This window comes from Idiomarina sp. 017G (assembly GCF_004362265.1).
Taxonomy (GTDB): Bacteria; Pseudomonadota; Gammaproteobacteria; order Enterobacterales; family Alteromonadaceae; genus Idiomarina; species Idiomarina loihiensis.
Genome location: NZ_SNWT01000011.1, coordinates 1 through 13,845 on the forward strand (window position 1 = coordinate 1; position 13,845 = coordinate 13,845).

Below are 13,845 nucleotides of genomic sequence, written 5' to 3' on the forward strand. Positions count from 1 at the left end.
GAACTCAACTACGGAGTCGATCTATCAACCATCTGAGGGTGGTATCAGATTGATGGGGTGAAGGTGCCCCATCAACCATTAAATCCGTATACCCATAAATTCGTGCTTCTGATCAGAGATGAAAAGCTATACTTGTTGCTTTGGTTAAAGTGAATTAGCTATTTATCAACATTTTTCCATGGGCCGAACGCTATAAAGTAAAGAAGAATGATATTTGCGATAGGGATAACAATCAGAAGACCCAATGGACCAGGGTAGCCAACTCGTTGGCAGATACGCCATGCGGGAACAATAAAAATAGCTCCCACAATCAGCATCCATAGAAAGCCCATACCTGCGAACATTTCGTGATTCATCATTATCTGCTCCTTATTTGACATGCGTTAAAATGACGGTAGACTGTAGTTTATTAAATTGCAAAAAGCAGGGTGCTCGTGCTAATTCGAATTCTGTTATTAATGACAGTGCTATTGGTGTCGATGTCGTTTTCGCAAACGGCAGAAGCTCACGCATGTCATGATAACAGCCAAATGCAGCACAGCATGATGTACGAAGCCGACACAAACGATTGCGAGCATGAGACGCAAAAGCACAACTCGTGCTGTGCTGACATGCCCATTCGGCATTGCTCCGGCGGCTCGGTTTTATTTGTCGGACAGTCTTCTTCGGTTAATGCCGCTGCAGTTAACCTCTCTGCCAAAGTCGATGCGCCCGTTGACACCTCCATTCGTGCTAAACACGCGTCTAATTTATTCCGTCCTCCAATAATTACCGCTTAATAAGTTACTAGAAATTTAACACACGCTCGGCGTGTTTCCTTAAAACTTATTAATCGGTGAATAATTATGTCTATCAAACGCAATATCGCTGTTTTGGCGATGCTATTTTCCGTGTCTGTATCTGCAACCGATGTAGAAGAGCAGCAACTAACCGTTCTAAAAGATCCCAACTGCGGTTGCTGTGAAAAGTGGTTACAAGCTTTACCGGATAGCTTTAGTGTGTCCGTACAACATCCGAACAACTTGACCCAACGAAAACGTGATGCCGGTATTAGTGCCGAGGTCCAATCCTGTCATACCGCTATTTCTAGTAATGGCTATGTCTTTGAGGGGCACGTTCCTCCTACATTGGTTTCTCATTATTTAGCTGGGAAAAAGTCAGCCAATGGCATTGGATTAACTGTTCCTGGCATGCCGGTAGGGTCTGTTGGTATGGAAATGGGTACTCGGTTTCAACCGTATACGGTCTATGAAATCAAAGAGGACGGTTCAATTACACCTTATAAGCAGATAGCAAGTTTAGAGCAGCAGCAAGCACTCTCAAATGGAGGGCTTTAGATATGGGTTTTGGCGGCTTGAGTATGGTTCAGCTAGGAATTTTACTAGTTATTGTCATTCTTCTTTTTGGTAGCAAAAAGCTACGAACCCTGGGCTCCGATCTTGGTAGTGCGATTAAAGGGTTTAAATCATCGGTTTCTGATGAGCCGTCTGGTAAGGAACAGAACGTTCAACGTTATCAAAATTTAACCTCAAAAGAGGAGCGTCATAATGAGCAATGAGTTTAACAAAGGGCGTCGAAAGTTTATTAAATCTGCATTCACTGTGGCGTCTGCTTTAGCAATCGCCAAAGTAGCCCCAACTTGGGCTGCTCCTCAGGGACGCAGTTTTAAAGATCAGATCCTGACAAACGATGAGATTGATCTGACCATTGCAAAGTCCCCACTGCTCGTGGGAAATAAAGTAGGAGCACCAATAACCATCAATGGCCAAATGCCGGGCCCTTTGATTCGTTTAAAAGAAGGGCAGCGAGCAAAGCTAAATGTGACTAACCGGTTGTCGGAAGACACGTCAATTCACTGGCACGGAATTATATTGCCGGAGAATATGGATGGCGTGCCTGGCGTATCTTTCGAAGGGATAAAGCCAGGACGAACGTTCAAATACCGCTACGATGTCGAGCAAAACGGAACTTATTGGTATCACAGCCATTCCGGTTTGCAGGAGCAATTGGGACACCTGGGGCCGTTAGTGATTGAACCGAAAGACGGAGACATTGGTGCTGATCGAGAACATACCATTATTCTCAGCGACTGGACATTCGAAGATCCGGATACCGTGTTTCGTAACTTGAAAGTTGCGGAGGGGTACTATAACTATCAAAAACGTACGATATTTGAGACCTTCGAGGACGTGCGACAGCAAGGGTTAGAGAAAACCTGGAAGCAACGAGAAATGTGGGGGCAAATGCGAATGAGCCCCCGTGATATTGCGGATGTGACGGGCAGTACTTATACCTACCTGATGAATGGCCGCGATTCACAGATGAACTGGTCAGCATTGTTTAAGCCTGGTGAAAAAGTACGCCTGCGTATCATTAATGGTTCGGCAATGAGTTACTTCGACGTAAGAATCCCTGGATTGGAGATGACGGTAGTGGCCGCTGACGGGCAGCCTGTGAAGCCAGTGCCAGTTGACGAGTTCCGCATTGGTGTGGCGGAAACCTACGATGTAATTGTCCAGCCTAAGCAAAACAAGCCTTACACTATTTATGCTGAGAGCTTTGATCGAAGTGGTTATGTCAGAGGTACATTAACGCCGGAACTTGGTCTTGAGGCTGAAGTGCCTGAACTACGGCAAGTTCCTGAGCGAGGCATGGCCGCTATGGGCATGGGAGCGATGGCGATGTCCGGTGATATGAAAGGCAATAGCATGAATATGAAGCATATGGGCGGCAATAACAGCCATATGACGCATAAAATGACACACAAAAAAGAGCTCCCGGTCGAAAACATTAAAATCAAACACCGTGAGTCCGGACATGGCGCCGGGGCGGCTATGATTGCTACAAACCCGGTAAGCCGTTTGCATGAACCCGGGATTGGATTGGAAGACGTTGATCATAAAGTCTTAGTGTATACCGACTTGGTCGGCGCGAATGAATGGCCGGATACGCGGGAGCCCGAACGACAGATAGAGCTGCACTTAACGGGTAATATGGAGCGTTACATGTGGTCTTTTGATGGTCAGAAGTTTACCGAAGTGGATGGCCCGGTTCAGTTTCATCATGGAGAACGACTGAGGTTGGTGATGGTAAACGATACGATGATGGACCACCCCATACACCTACACGGTATGTGGATGGAACTTGAAAACGGACAGTATCCACGCCCACGCAAACATACGATTAGCCTGAAGCCGAGCGAAAAAGTGTCGTTATTGATAACGGCAGACGCGCCGGGTAGTTGGGCGTTCCACTGTCACCTGTTGTATCACATGAAAGCGGGTATGTTCCGTGTGGTCAATGTCGCATAAGGAGGACAATTATGTACGATAAATCATTATTAGTGGGTGCGGCGTTGTTGCCAGGTTTAGCAGTCGCCGGACATGCGAAAGAGGACTGGCCTGAACCCGTCAAAGAATATTACACCGGGCAAGTACTGTTCGATCGGTTGGAGTTAACGCGAACCAACGAGGAAGAGAACCTAGCCGTCTGGGACATGATTGCTTGGTACGGTGGTGATTATCATCGGTTTGTCTTCAAAAGTGAGGGGGAAAATATTCAAGATGACGGAGAGCCCACTGACTTGGAACGTGCTGAGTTGTTATACGGCTACCTGATGTCTCCGTTTTGGTCGTTTCAGGCCGGTGTTGGTACGCGAGGCTCCTTATCGTCCAATGCCTCTATGGAAAATTATGCCGTTGTTAGCTTCATGGGGCTGGCTCCGTATTGGTTTGAAATGGAGAACTCGTTGATGGTGAATGAAGAAGGCGACGTCCAATTTGTTAGCGAAACTGAGTACGAGTGGCAGCTCACACAAACATCGTACTTACAGCCTCGCATTGAGTTTACAGCCAACCTGACAGATTCAGACAAATATGAACGGCAAAGTGGCTTGAGCAACTTGCGTGTGGGGTTGCGTTATCGTCACGAAATCAGTCGTGAGTTTGCACCCTACATTGGTGTTTATTGGAACGGCGCGTTAGGCAACACGGCAGATGAAATGAAACGAATGGGTGAGGACACCACAGAAACAGGCGTGGTCCTTGGGGCCAGAGTTTGGTTTTAATTGATAATAAACAAAGAGGAAACAACATGAAAAACATACTTAAGTTAGCCTTCGGTACCACGTTATTTTTTAGTGCATGGGCCAGCGCTCACGTCGGCCTAACATCCAGTAGCCCGGAGGACGGTGCGACTTTGTCCGAGTCACCAACGGAAATTACGATGAATTTTTCCGGTGATGTTCGTCTGGCTAAAATTATGCTGCACTCAGATGACGGTAAAATGCATCCGCTGGACTTTTCGATGAGCATGACTCCCAAAGCAGCGTACGAAATTGCTGTTAAAAACAATTTGGCGTCAGGTGGTTATACGGTTTATTGGACGGCAATGGGTGGGGACAGTCATAAAATATCGGGTGATTTTAGCTTTGAGGTGAAATGATGACCCTTTGGAGTGTGGCCAGCGTTTTAACGTTGGCCTTTATATTCTGGCTTAACGCGGTGATGACCGCCTCGCCTTATATCGTTTATTTGTCCGGTTTAAAAAAGCAGTCTGAACGAAAGAATAGCCTTGTTGCGTTGCTTCTATTACTGGCAAGCCTTCTGTATTTTTTTCTGAAAGTCGGTAGTTTTGCTGCTGAAGGCTTTGCCGGCATGATTGACACGACCTACATGCAGTTTATATGGACCGGCCCTGTTGGGTTGTTCATCCAACTTCAGATAGCGGTTGCTATTGCTTGGATTGTTTACTCCGTTGTTAAGCTAAAACGTATAAAGTGGGTGCTATATGTTGTCGCCATTGGACTCATGGGATGGAGCTTTTTAAGTATTGGTCACGGCAGTGACGCCGTCTGGTGGGGAAAGCTAGCGCTTTTAACACACTTGTTAGTCGCTTGGGTTTGGTTCGGCAGTCTTAACTCATTGCGAAAGCTGGCAACGTCGGTACCGCTTGCTAAAGCGAAAGCCATTATGGAGCGTTTTGGTGTGCATATGTCTGCAGCGGTTCCAATACTCCTTATTGCGGGCTTGGTTATGTATCGTAGTGCAACAGGGCGATGGATGCCAGAGCTGCCGCTTACGTCGTATGACACGGTACTACTAGCGAAACTTGTGTTTGTGGCGCTGATTCTCCTTGTTGCCGCATTGCATAAATTAAAGTTCGTACCGCAATTAAATGATAACGCGGCCGCCAAGCGACTCAAAAACTCCATAACGGCGGAAATGGTATTGGCTGTCACTATTTTTACCCTGGCCTCTGCGCTAAGCAGCGCGTTTTCCCCTAGTTAATGTAAGGAATAATAAGAATGAAATTATTCATGAGTGTTTTTATGGTTTCGGTGCTGTTTATTTCAGCGCCTAGTAGTGCCGAGGAAGTATCTGAACCGACAGTTGTGCTTGATAGGTTTCGAACGGCTTTGACTGAAGGTGACACGGAAGTCGTTAAAGACGTGCTTTCCGATGATGTGCTTATCTTTGAAGGTGGTGGTGTTGAACGATCCTTGGCCGAGTACAGTGCTCATCACCTTAAGTCAGATATTAAGTTTAGCCAGGCGGTTCCTTCACAGTTGCTTGAAAGGACAGTACAAGAAGCCGATGGCCTTGCTGTGATCACTTCTCGATATAGTATTTCCGGGGCGTACAACGGGCGTGAGATTGATTTAACGATGAATGAAACTGTAACCGTTTCACATACCCCGGAGTCTGGCTGGAAAATTATCCGGATTCACTGGTCCAACTAACGTCAACCACAGGAGCTGATTATGGCAGAACACGATCATGAACACGGACATCAGGATTATCAGAAAGGAAGCCTTAGTCTTTGGGGGGCGGTGTCGCTGGGGACTGGTGTGATGATTGGCGCTGGTATTTTTGCACTGACCGGACAAGTTGCTCAGCTGGCAAGAGAGTGGTTTGTCCTGGCGTTTGTGTGCGGCGGTATCATTGCCGGCTTTAGCGCTTACTCTTACGTTAAGTTGGCGAAAGCCTATCCGTCAGCGGGCGGTATTGCGATGTTCCTCAGTAAAGCTTATGGAAAAGGAAGTGTGACGGCGATATTCGCACTCTTGATGTACTTTTCTATGGTGATTAATGAAAGTTTAGTCGCTCGGACATTTGCGTCTTATACCAGCCAGTTAATTTCTTTTGAAGCGCAGTGGCTTATCCCTTTGTTGGCGGTGGGTTTGCTGGTCTTTGCGTTTTTTATCAATATTTTGAGTAATCAGTTTATTCAAACGTTCTCGTTTTTTATGGCCTTTGTTAAGACTTTAGGGTTGGTCATTTTAGCGGCTGGTGGTTTGTGGGCCTCAGGCATTCAGTTTGAATCGATATCGGCTATTCCAGAAGAAGCTACGGGTGGCGGTATTTTAGCGGGGATTGCTTTAAGCATACTTGCGTACAAAGGGTTTACAACAATAACCAATAGTGGCGGTGAAATTGTTGAGCCTAAGAGAAATGTCGGGCGTGCCATTATTATTTCGCTGGTTATCTGCGCGCTAATATATGTGCTAGTCACCCTGGCCGTTGGTTCGAGCTTGTCGATTGATGAGATTGTGACAGCGAAAGACTATGCGCTTGCTGAAGCAGCCAGACCCGTCTACGGTGAAACTGGACTCTGGGTGACGGTTGCGTTTGCAATTGTAGCAACGGTATCAGGAGTGATTGCCAGCGCGTTTGCCGTTTCAAGAATGTTAGCCATGTTGACCAATATGAAGCTTGTTCCACACAGTCATTTTGGCATGCCAGGTTCCATTCAGAAGCATACGCTGGTTTACACCATTGTTATGGCTATGATCTTAGCGGCATTCTTCGATTTGAGTCGAATTGCGTCACTGGGCGCTATTTTTTATATCGTGACGGACATTGCGATCCACTGGGGCGTATTACGGCATCTAAGGCAAAAGGTGAATGCCAATATTTACATACTTGTCAGCGCAATCACGCTAGACGTCATCGTTTTAGTCGCTTTTATATGGGTGAAATGGACGAGCGATCCGCTGGTGATTTGGGCGTCTCTTATCGGTATGGCATTGATTGCCGCTGGTGAGATTTTGTTTTTACGTAAAAAGCGTTAAGAAAAAGAGCGCATAGCGCTCTTTTTCTAGTTCATTGTAAAAAACATCCAGACAGCCATAGCGACCATCATGAGGTTTTCAGTGAGCGAAATGAAGCCTAACGGCACATTACTGGAGCCACCGACACAGGCACATTTTAGCTCGCGTTTGTCGACATAAACGGCTTTAAACACCGAGACAGAGCCCACCATGCCGATAAATAACGCGATAGGGATGGAAATGACGTGAGCAAATTCCGCAGCCATTAACAGACCCGCCAAGCCTTCGGCGTAGGGGTAAATACGGCCATAAGGCACCCATTTTTTGGCGAGAAGATCGTAATTGAGAAACATGGTAGAGAATTTCTCTACGTCCTGGAGTTTGAGCAAGGCCAGAACCACCATAGAGAAACTGATGAACCACTCGATGGTTTGTACGGTAAATACGCGACCAAAAGACAACCACGACGTGGCTACAGAGAGGAGTGCCGTCATAATAAATAATGCAATAACGGGCCGGTAACTGGTTGCGTCAGGGTCAGGAAGAGGCTTTCCAAGAAAGGCTCGAACCTCCTCGTACCCACCGATACGTTTATCACCAATAAACACTTGTGGAGTGGTATCGACGTCGTGCTTTTTCTTGAATTTGTCGGTTTCTTCTCGGCTTTCCAACAGGTTGTCGTCCACATCGTAACCGTTGGCTTTAAGTAAGTGCCTGGTTTTTAAACCAAAAGGGCATTGGTGGTCAGGTGTCGACATTCTGTAAAGCGTGGCTTTTTGAGTTGATTGACTCATAGTGACGTCTCCTTACTTAAAAATGGTACATCTATATACGCATTATAGTCGGCAAAAGATTAAAAGCATCAATAATCAGAAGAGGGTAAAAATTCATTAAAAATGAAAAATTATTTTTATTTTGAAAAAAGTGGACAACTTTTTTTATTGCTTTTCTAGCTATCTTGAAGAGCTTATTTTAAAAGATTATTGATACATGAGGATAACTTAAAGTTGAATATACAACCTCTATAAGCTTTGCTATTAAAGGGTTTTTATACAACTTTAATCGTTTTTAGCTTGACTAAAATCCTAAGGTTTCTATTCTGAAGGTTGTATAAACAACTTAGATGGCAGTACGAAGTCTAATCGGAAAGTAAAATAATTATAATTTAATCGAGGTGACAAAATGCAAAAGTTACTTAAGTCTGCTGTCGCTATAGGCGTATCTGCGGCACTCTTTAATACAACAACCGTTTGGGCTCAGTCAGGGCCTGGTGATACTGAAGCCGAAAACGTTGAGAAAATCACGGTGACCGGTTCGCGAATTCAGCGAATCGAAGCCGAAAGTGCTGCTCCTGTTCAGGTTTTTACGGCGGAAGATATTGAAGTATCGGGAATGACCTCGGTAGAAATGATTTTACAGAGAATGTCAGCCTCCGCTGGTTTTGCTGGCAGTCAGAGCAATGCTTATTGGACAGGTAATGGCTATGGTACCGCTCAAGTTAATTTGCGTGGACTGGGCATTAACCGAACACTTGTGCTTCTGAATGGCCGCCGTGTTGTAAATGGTGGGACCGGTGCTAATAGTTCAGTCGACTTAAATATGATACCTGTCGAAATGATCCAACGTATCGAAGTACTGAAAGACGGCGCTTCAGCGATATACGGTGCGGATGCTGTAGCAGGTGTGGTCAACATCATCACTCGTAAAAGTTATGACGGCTTTACTATAGAAGGGCGCTTGGGCTCGACAGATGACGGTGAGGGCCAAGATCGTAAAGTTAACATGATCTTTGGCGCCAGCAGCGACAAAGGTCGCATAATGGCGACTCTAGGCTACCGGTCTTCCGATGAGGTCAATATGGCTGATCAAGCCGGCTGTGCTTTGAGTGAAATAACACCCGGTCAATTAGATTGTATTGGAAGTTCAAGTACCATTGGAGGCCGTGCAACGATATTAACGGGACCAAATGCAGGTGATAGGATCAACTTCAGCCAAGACGCTGACGGCGATGGGGACTTTTACGAACCGTACAGCTCAGAGAAGCACAATTCTGCATCTTTTCCCTACTTGAACTCGGTCAACCCGATCACTAACTGGAATTTCTCTGTTTTCGGTGATTACCAACTTTCGTCAGATACGACGGCATTTACCGAAGTTTTATACAACAACCGCACGTCAGACCAATTGGCTACGCCCGGAACTATAAGAGGTATTGAGTTTGATGCCAGCCACCCAACAAACCCAACGGGTGAAGCAATTCGGCTTGAAGGTCGTCGTTTGTTAGAAGGTGGAACAAGAACGTTCTTTCAAGATGTTAATACGTTCAGAACGGTTGTCGGGTTGAGCGGTGTTGTGGGCGCTGGTTGGAATTGGGAAGTTGCTTATAACTATGGCCGTAATACCGCCATTGACGGTATGACCAATATCGTCAATATGCAGCGTCTATCTGCGGGCCTAGATCCGAATACTTGTGGCTCCAACGGTATTCCCTGTATTGACTTGTTGGGTTACGGAGACCTGTCTCAGGAAGCTTTGGACTACATTATGTTTCGGACGACGGACAACGGTGGTAACGAGCAGCGTTCATTGACAGCGAATATTTCCGGCGACCTATTCGAAATGCCGTCTGGATGGGTTCCTGTCGCTTTTGGTGTCGAACACCGAAAAGAGAAAGGTTGGCGAAACCCGGATTCATCAATTGTTGCTGGCATTATGAATACCAATCAGGCGGACCCGATAGAAGGGAGCTATACAGTTGATGAAGTTTACGCTGAGACTTCTTTACCGTTGCTGGCGGACTTACCACTGATTCAGTCGTTGAATTTAGATTTAGCGTATCGTTACAGTGATTATGACACCTTTGGTAGTGATGGAAATTATAAAGCGAGCGTTCACTGGCGTGTATCGGATGCTTTGAAAGTGCGGGCGACTCAGTCAACTGCTTTTCGTATTCCAAACATACCTGAACTCTTCGGTGGTGTTGCTGAAGGAAATCTGACAACAACAGACCCGTGTGACGGATGGGATCAAGCCGGCGCTAACCCAACTGTGGCGGCAAACTGTCAAGCAGACGGCGTTCCTGCAGGGTATGAACAATTTGGTGCAACAGTGCTTACCACTGTTGGTGGGAACCCAGATTTAAAACCGGAAGACGCAGATACTTTCACTGCTGGTTTCGTATGGGATATCGGCTCGGCGGACAATTTACAATTGACGGTTGATTACTACGATATTGATATTGAGAATGCTATCCAAAGAATTCCCGGTTCAACGAAGCTGTCTGTCTGCTATAACTCAGAAAATCTATCGCACCCATTTTGCAGTCCGGAGCATTTCACGAGAGATTCTTTAACTGGCGATATTAACTTTTTGTCTGCTCAACCCACCAATGCCGCAACTGAAAATGTGTCGGGTATTGATACGGCTTTGTTTTATAACACCGAGCTGCTGGGTTGGAAAAGTGACTTCAGTTGGAATGTCAGTTACCTAAATGAGTATACATTTGCGCCTTTCGTTGGTGCGGATGAAATTGAGTATGCCGGATATATTACTGGCGGTAGAGGGAGTTATACGCATTGGCGTTCAAACGCTTCGGGAACCTTTATGAAACAGGACTGGCGTGTACATTACTCCGTCCAGTACATTGGACCTGCCGATGACATTAATGCTGCTCCGGGAGATATTGGAGCCCGAGCACCCAGTGTTTTCTATCATAACGTGCAGGGAACTTATTTCGTAAATTCAAAACTGAGCGTGACTGGCGGTGTTAATAACCTTTTTGACAAAGAACCGCCTTATATTCAAAGTTGGACGGACGCCAATACTGACACTATGACATATGACTTGTTAGGCCGTCAGTTATATCTGAAGGTACGTTACAGCTTTTAAAGACTAGACTGGCTGTCGCTTTTCCCTGGGAGCGGCAGCTTTTTTTTATTAAATTTGAGGTAGGGTATGACTCAAAAGAAACGCTCCAGTAGCTGGCGAGTTTGGCATCGTTGGCTATCTTTGATTTTTGGCCTGCAAATGGTTATTTGGACAATCAGTGGCGCTTACATGGTGTTCTTCGATTTGGATTATATTCATGGTGATCACTTAGTTCAGGATATAAGCCAGCCAATACCGAAAGGTGTTGAAATATCAAGCTTAAATGACCTGTTGAGCCGCTATCCAGAAACACGAAAAACGTCGTTAAAAAGCGTATGGCTGAATCAGAAGTTACAGCCGGTGTATAAAATAGAGAGTAACGAGGGAGCGTTTTTAGTTAATGCGGAGTCGCTGCAGCGTATTGATATAACCGAACAACACATTAAAGAGTTAGCGAATCAATATTACACGAAGGATCCCGACGCTATTGAATCGGTCGTTTACATGACTGATAACCCACCAACAGAAGTGAGTGGTGCTTTGTTACCGATTTGGCAGGTAAATTATGACGATTTCGGTAATACCAGTCTGTATTTATCTGAAACGACCGGGGAGCTTTTGGTAAAGCGACATACGTTTTGGCGGGGGTTTGATATCGCCTGGATGTTACACATAATGGACTACGACGAGCGTGTGGATATCGAGACCTGGTGGTTAAAGGGCTTTATTATCGGTACGTTTATTTTAATGATAACGGGCACTGTCCTGCTTTTTTATACGATTACGTTTAAGAGAAAATCGACTGGGGGTGCTCAATGATAAGGTTTATGCAATGGCTTCATCGTTGGGTGAGTTTGGTTTTAGTGATTCAAGTCGCTTTGTGGCTAGTGAGTGGGTTATTTTTTAGCTTAACCGGACATCACGGAATGTCAGGCCACCAATATATGGTCTCAAAAAACTCTGAACCCCCACTTAAAAAAATAGCGCCTCAAATCGATGTTACTGAAATGCATCAACGATTCCCCTTAGCTCACTCCATTGAACTGGTCAGTGTTGCCGGGGTAGGTCAGTATCAGGTGTCTCTGCCAGATGGACGTTTGCTTTACTTCAACGCAGATACCGGTGAACGGTGGTCTACGGACCAAGCTTTGGCGACTCAGCTAGCGCTGAATAGCTACAATGGACCGGGCCAGGTTGAAAGGGTTGAAAGAGTCAAGGGAAGCGATGAAGTGAATGGCTGGAATGCCTCAGGATTCCGCATTGATATCGAGGATGATCTTAATACCCGAATATATATCGATGAAGCGTCATCCCGGGTTGTGGAACATCGTAATACGCCATGGACAATCGCTGACTGGGCGTTTCGTCTGCACTTTATGGATTACACGGGCGGTCGAAGTTTTAATCATCTATTGATATGGAGTGCTGGATTATTCGCTCTTTGGTTTTCATTATCCGGTTTAATTCTCTTAGGCCGAAATATTACTAACGGTGACTTTAATCCAAAACGTAAGAAAACGTGGCTAGAATATTTTCAGCAGAAAGGGCAACCAATTGCGAGTAATTGTGGCGGAGGCGGTACCTGTGGGTTATGTAAAGTGACACTGCAAGGCAGCAATATACCCAGCCCGAAAGCAGCTGATAAAGCGTTATTGAGCGCCAACGAATTAGAAGCAGGAACGCGCCTATCTTGTCAACACAGAACGTCATCCAATTATGACGTTAAGCTGCATAATGTCGGAGTCGATGATATTGCTTTAACACTTGATTCAAAGCGGCAACTCACTCCATCCATTATGGAGCTTACTTTTGTAAGTTCAGACCCCGTTAGTTATGAAGCCGGGCAATTTATGCAGTTCCGTATTCCACATATAAACGAAATATTGTCACGGCATTACTCGGTTGCTACGCGGCCTCACCCGACTCGGTTTGTATTTAACATAAGGCTGCTGCCATCGCCAAGCGAAGGGATTCCCCCAGGTATCGGTTCAAGCTACCTATGTAACCTGGAGGCTGGTGCGAGTGTCGATGCTGTAGGACCATTTGGTGACTTTCAGCTGACGAAACAAAATAATTACACGCAAGTCTTTATCGGAGGCGGCGCAGGTGTTGCACCGTTAAGAGCGTTAATACAAAGTGAATTAGCAGCAGATTCTCCTCGTCGTTGCATATTCTTTTACGGTGCTCGATATGAAAAGGAACTCTGTTATAGAAACGAGTTTGAAAGAGAAGAGCGGTTAACCTATATACCTGTTCTTTCTGAGAGCGCCAAGTCGGATGACTGGACTGGACCAACTGGTTTTGTGCACGAAACCGCAATGAAGTGGTTGGCCGGCAAAAACAAAGAAACATTAGATATTTACGTGTGTGGTCCTCCGCCGATGCTAGAAGCAACGTTAAAGTCTCTTGCTGACTTTGGTATTCCGCGAGAGCGCATAAAGTTCGATGACTTTGGTATTTAGACTTTAAAATCGCCTAAGTTAGTCGTAAATCTGGGTGGTGATATAGTAGTCGTATCGCCACCTGGATTGACTACCTCGCTATGAGTACCTCTTTTAATTGATTGATCCTTATCAGCAAAAAGATATATACTTCAAGCATGTTTTTACAGCAGAACTTCGCATGTATCGTTTAATCATTGCTCTATTGCTATTGGCAGTAACAACAATGTCATTTTCACAAACTATCAGTACGGAAGAGGCCTGTATGCACGATTCTACTGAGCAGGTTTGTGATCTTGCTGATTGCGAAGTGTCGCACTCTCTTACCGATAATTGTTGCTCTGATTCAATGATGCGACATTGTTACAGTCCGTCAATTACTGTCGTTTATTCTGAGCAATCGACGGTTCCGCCTGTTGATAAGCTGCTTTTTAACGCAACCTCATTCTTAGATACGAATATTAAAGAAAAACACTCACTCTCGCT

At 45.5% G+C, this 13,845-nt stretch carries 14 protein-coding genes; 12 read left to right on the forward strand and 2 right to left on the reverse strand.

Annotation, left to right across the window (positions count from 1 at the left end; all coding sequences use genetic code 11):
• Positions 1-158: 158 nt before the first annotated feature.
• Positions 159-359 carry a hypothetical protein gene (locus DEU30_RS12180; protein ID WP_006956255.1) on the reverse strand — a complete coding sequence of 67 codons (201 nt, stop codon included), beginning with the start codon at positions 357-359 and terminating at the stop codon, positions 159-161.
• A gap of 75 nt (positions 360-434) precedes the next feature.
• Between DEU30_RS12180 and DEU30_RS12185 the strand changes: the two genes are divergently transcribed.
• The 9 genes from DEU30_RS12185 to DEU30_RS12225 all read left to right on the forward strand — a co-directional run bounded on the left by DEU30_RS12185 (position 435) and on the right by DEU30_RS12225 (position 7,072).
• Entirely contained in the window at positions 435-779 is a 345-nt protein-coding gene (locus DEU30_RS12185; RefSeq protein ID WP_114982394.1) for a hypothetical protein, read from the forward strand.
• A 66-nt stretch (positions 780-845) separates the two neighbouring features.
• Positions 846-1,337 carry a DUF411 domain-containing protein gene (locus tag DEU30_RS12190; RefSeq protein WP_034732809.1) on the forward strand — a complete coding sequence of 164 codons (492 nt, stop codon included), beginning with the start codon at positions 846-848 and terminating at the stop codon, positions 1,335-1,337.
• A gap of 2 nt (positions 1,338-1,339) precedes the next feature.
• Positions 1,340-1,558, forward strand: a complete 219-nt coding sequence (gene tatA, locus DEU30_RS12195; protein WP_114982393.1) for a twin-arginine translocase TatA/TatE family subunit — start codon at positions 1,340-1,342, stop codon at positions 1,556-1,558.
• Positions 1,548-3,311, forward strand: coding sequence for a copper resistance system multicopper oxidase (locus DEU30_RS12200; protein ID WP_114982392.1), 1,764 nt, complete (start codon positions 1,548-1,550; stop codon positions 3,309-3,311). The genes tatA and DEU30_RS12200 overlap by 11 nt, the downstream gene beginning before the upstream one ends.
• Positions 3,312-3,322: 11 nt before the next feature.
• A complete protein-coding gene (locus DEU30_RS12205; RefSeq protein ID WP_114982391.1) occupies positions 3,323-4,066 on the forward strand; it encodes a copper resistance protein B in 744 nt (247 codons plus the stop codon).
• A 26-nt stretch (positions 4,067-4,092) separates the two neighbouring features.
• Complete coding sequence (locus tag DEU30_RS12210) at positions 4,093-4,443, forward strand: copper resistance CopC family protein (RefSeq protein ID WP_011234483.1); 351 nt, start codon at positions 4,093-4,095, stop codon at positions 4,441-4,443.
• A complete protein-coding gene (locus DEU30_RS12215) occupies positions 4,440-5,288 on the forward strand; it encodes a CopD family protein (RefSeq protein WP_227016391.1) in 849 nt (282 codons plus the stop codon). Before DEU30_RS12210 ends, DEU30_RS12215 begins: the two co-directional genes overlap by 4 nt.
• A 17-nt stretch (positions 5,289-5,305) precedes the next feature.
• A complete protein-coding gene (locus DEU30_RS12220) occupies positions 5,306-5,740 on the forward strand; it encodes a nuclear transport factor 2 family protein (protein ID WP_114982390.1) in 435 nt (144 codons plus the stop codon).
• Between the two features lie 21 nt (positions 5,741-5,761).
• Positions 5,762-7,072 carry an APC family permease gene (locus tag DEU30_RS12225; RefSeq protein WP_053954064.1) on the forward strand — a complete coding sequence of 437 codons (1,311 nt, stop codon included), beginning with the start codon at positions 5,762-5,764 and terminating at the stop codon, positions 7,070-7,072.
• A 26-nt stretch (positions 7,073-7,098) separates the two neighbouring features.
• On the opposite strand, the gene DEU30_RS12230 is transcribed toward DEU30_RS12225, so the two are convergent.
• Positions 7,099-7,845 carry a MauE/DoxX family redox-associated membrane protein gene (locus DEU30_RS12230; protein WP_114982389.1) on the reverse strand — a complete coding sequence of 249 codons (747 nt, stop codon included), beginning with the start codon at positions 7,843-7,845 and terminating at the stop codon, positions 7,099-7,101.
• Between the two features lie 388 nt (positions 7,846-8,233).
• On the opposite strand from DEU30_RS12230, the gene DEU30_RS12235 reads away from it, so the two are divergent.
• The 3 genes from DEU30_RS12235 to DEU30_RS12245 all read left to right on the forward strand — a co-directional run bounded on the left by DEU30_RS12235 (position 8,234) and on the right by DEU30_RS12245 (position 13,380).
• Positions 8,234-10,939 (forward strand): TonB-dependent receptor, encoded by a 2,706-nt coding sequence (locus DEU30_RS12235; RefSeq protein WP_114982388.1) that lies wholly within the window; start codon positions 8,234-8,236, stop codon positions 10,937-10,939.
• Between the two features lie 66 nt (positions 10,940-11,005).
• Positions 11,006-11,737: a membrane protein gene (locus tag DEU30_RS12240; protein ID WP_006956236.1), complete on the forward strand. Its 732-nt coding sequence runs from the start codon at positions 11,006-11,008 to the stop codon at positions 11,735-11,737.
• 8 nt (positions 11,738-11,745) lie between these two features.
• The gene (locus tag DEU30_RS12245; RefSeq protein ID WP_227016390.1) at positions 11,746-13,380 is read left to right on the forward strand and encodes a PepSY domain-containing protein; all 1,635 of its coding nucleotides are present in this window, start codon (positions 11,746-11,748) and stop codon (positions 13,378-13,380) included.
• Positions 13,381-13,845 lie beyond the last annotated feature (465 nt).

What these genes read in the sequence shown, in the direction of transcription:
- DEU30_RS12180 (WP_006956255.1), bottom strand. Translation starts at nt 359, where the DNA reads ATGATGAATCACGAAATGTTCGCAGGTATGGGCTTTCTATGGATGCTG.
- DEU30_RS12190 (WP_034732809.1), top strand. Translation starts at nt 846, where the DNA reads ATGTCTATCAAACGCAATATCGCTGTTTTGGCGATGCTATTTTCCGTG.
- tatA (WP_114982393.1), top strand. Translation starts at nt 1,340, where the DNA reads ATGGGTTTTGGCGGCTTGAGTATGGTTCAGCTAGGAATTTTACTAGTT.
- DEU30_RS12200 (WP_114982392.1), top strand. Translation starts at nt 1,548, where the DNA reads ATGAGCAATGAGTTTAACAAAGGGCGTCGAAAGTTTATTAAATCTGCA.
- DEU30_RS12205 (WP_114982391.1), top strand. Translation starts at nt 3,323, where the DNA reads ATGTACGATAAATCATTATTAGTGGGTGCGGCGTTGTTGCCAGGTTTA.
- DEU30_RS12210 (WP_011234483.1), top strand. Translation starts at nt 4,093, where the DNA reads ATGAAAAACATACTTAAGTTAGCCTTCGGTACCACGTTATTTTTTAGT.
- DEU30_RS12215 (WP_227016391.1), top strand. Translation starts at nt 4,440, where the DNA reads ATGATGACCCTTTGGAGTGTGGCCAGCGTTTTAACGTTGGCCTTTATA.
- DEU30_RS12220 (WP_114982390.1), top strand. Translation starts at nt 5,306, where the DNA reads ATGAAATTATTCATGAGTGTTTTTATGGTTTCGGTGCTGTTTATTTCA.
- DEU30_RS12225 (WP_053954064.1), top strand. Translation starts at nt 5,762, where the DNA reads ATGGCAGAACACGATCATGAACACGGACATCAGGATTATCAGAAAGGA.
- DEU30_RS12230 (WP_114982389.1), bottom strand. Translation starts at nt 7,845, where the DNA reads ATGAGTCAATCAACTCAAAAAGCCACGCTTTACAGAATGTCGACACCT.
- DEU30_RS12235 (WP_114982388.1), top strand. Translation starts at nt 8,234, where the DNA reads ATGCAAAAGTTACTTAAGTCTGCTGTCGCTATAGGCGTATCTGCGGCA.
- DEU30_RS12240 (WP_006956236.1), top strand. Translation starts at nt 11,006, where the DNA reads ATGACTCAAAAGAAACGCTCCAGTAGCTGGCGAGTTTGGCATCGTTGG.
- DEU30_RS12245 (WP_227016390.1), top strand. Translation starts at nt 11,746, where the DNA reads ATGCAATGGCTTCATCGTTGGGTGAGTTTGGTTTTAGTGATTCAAGTC.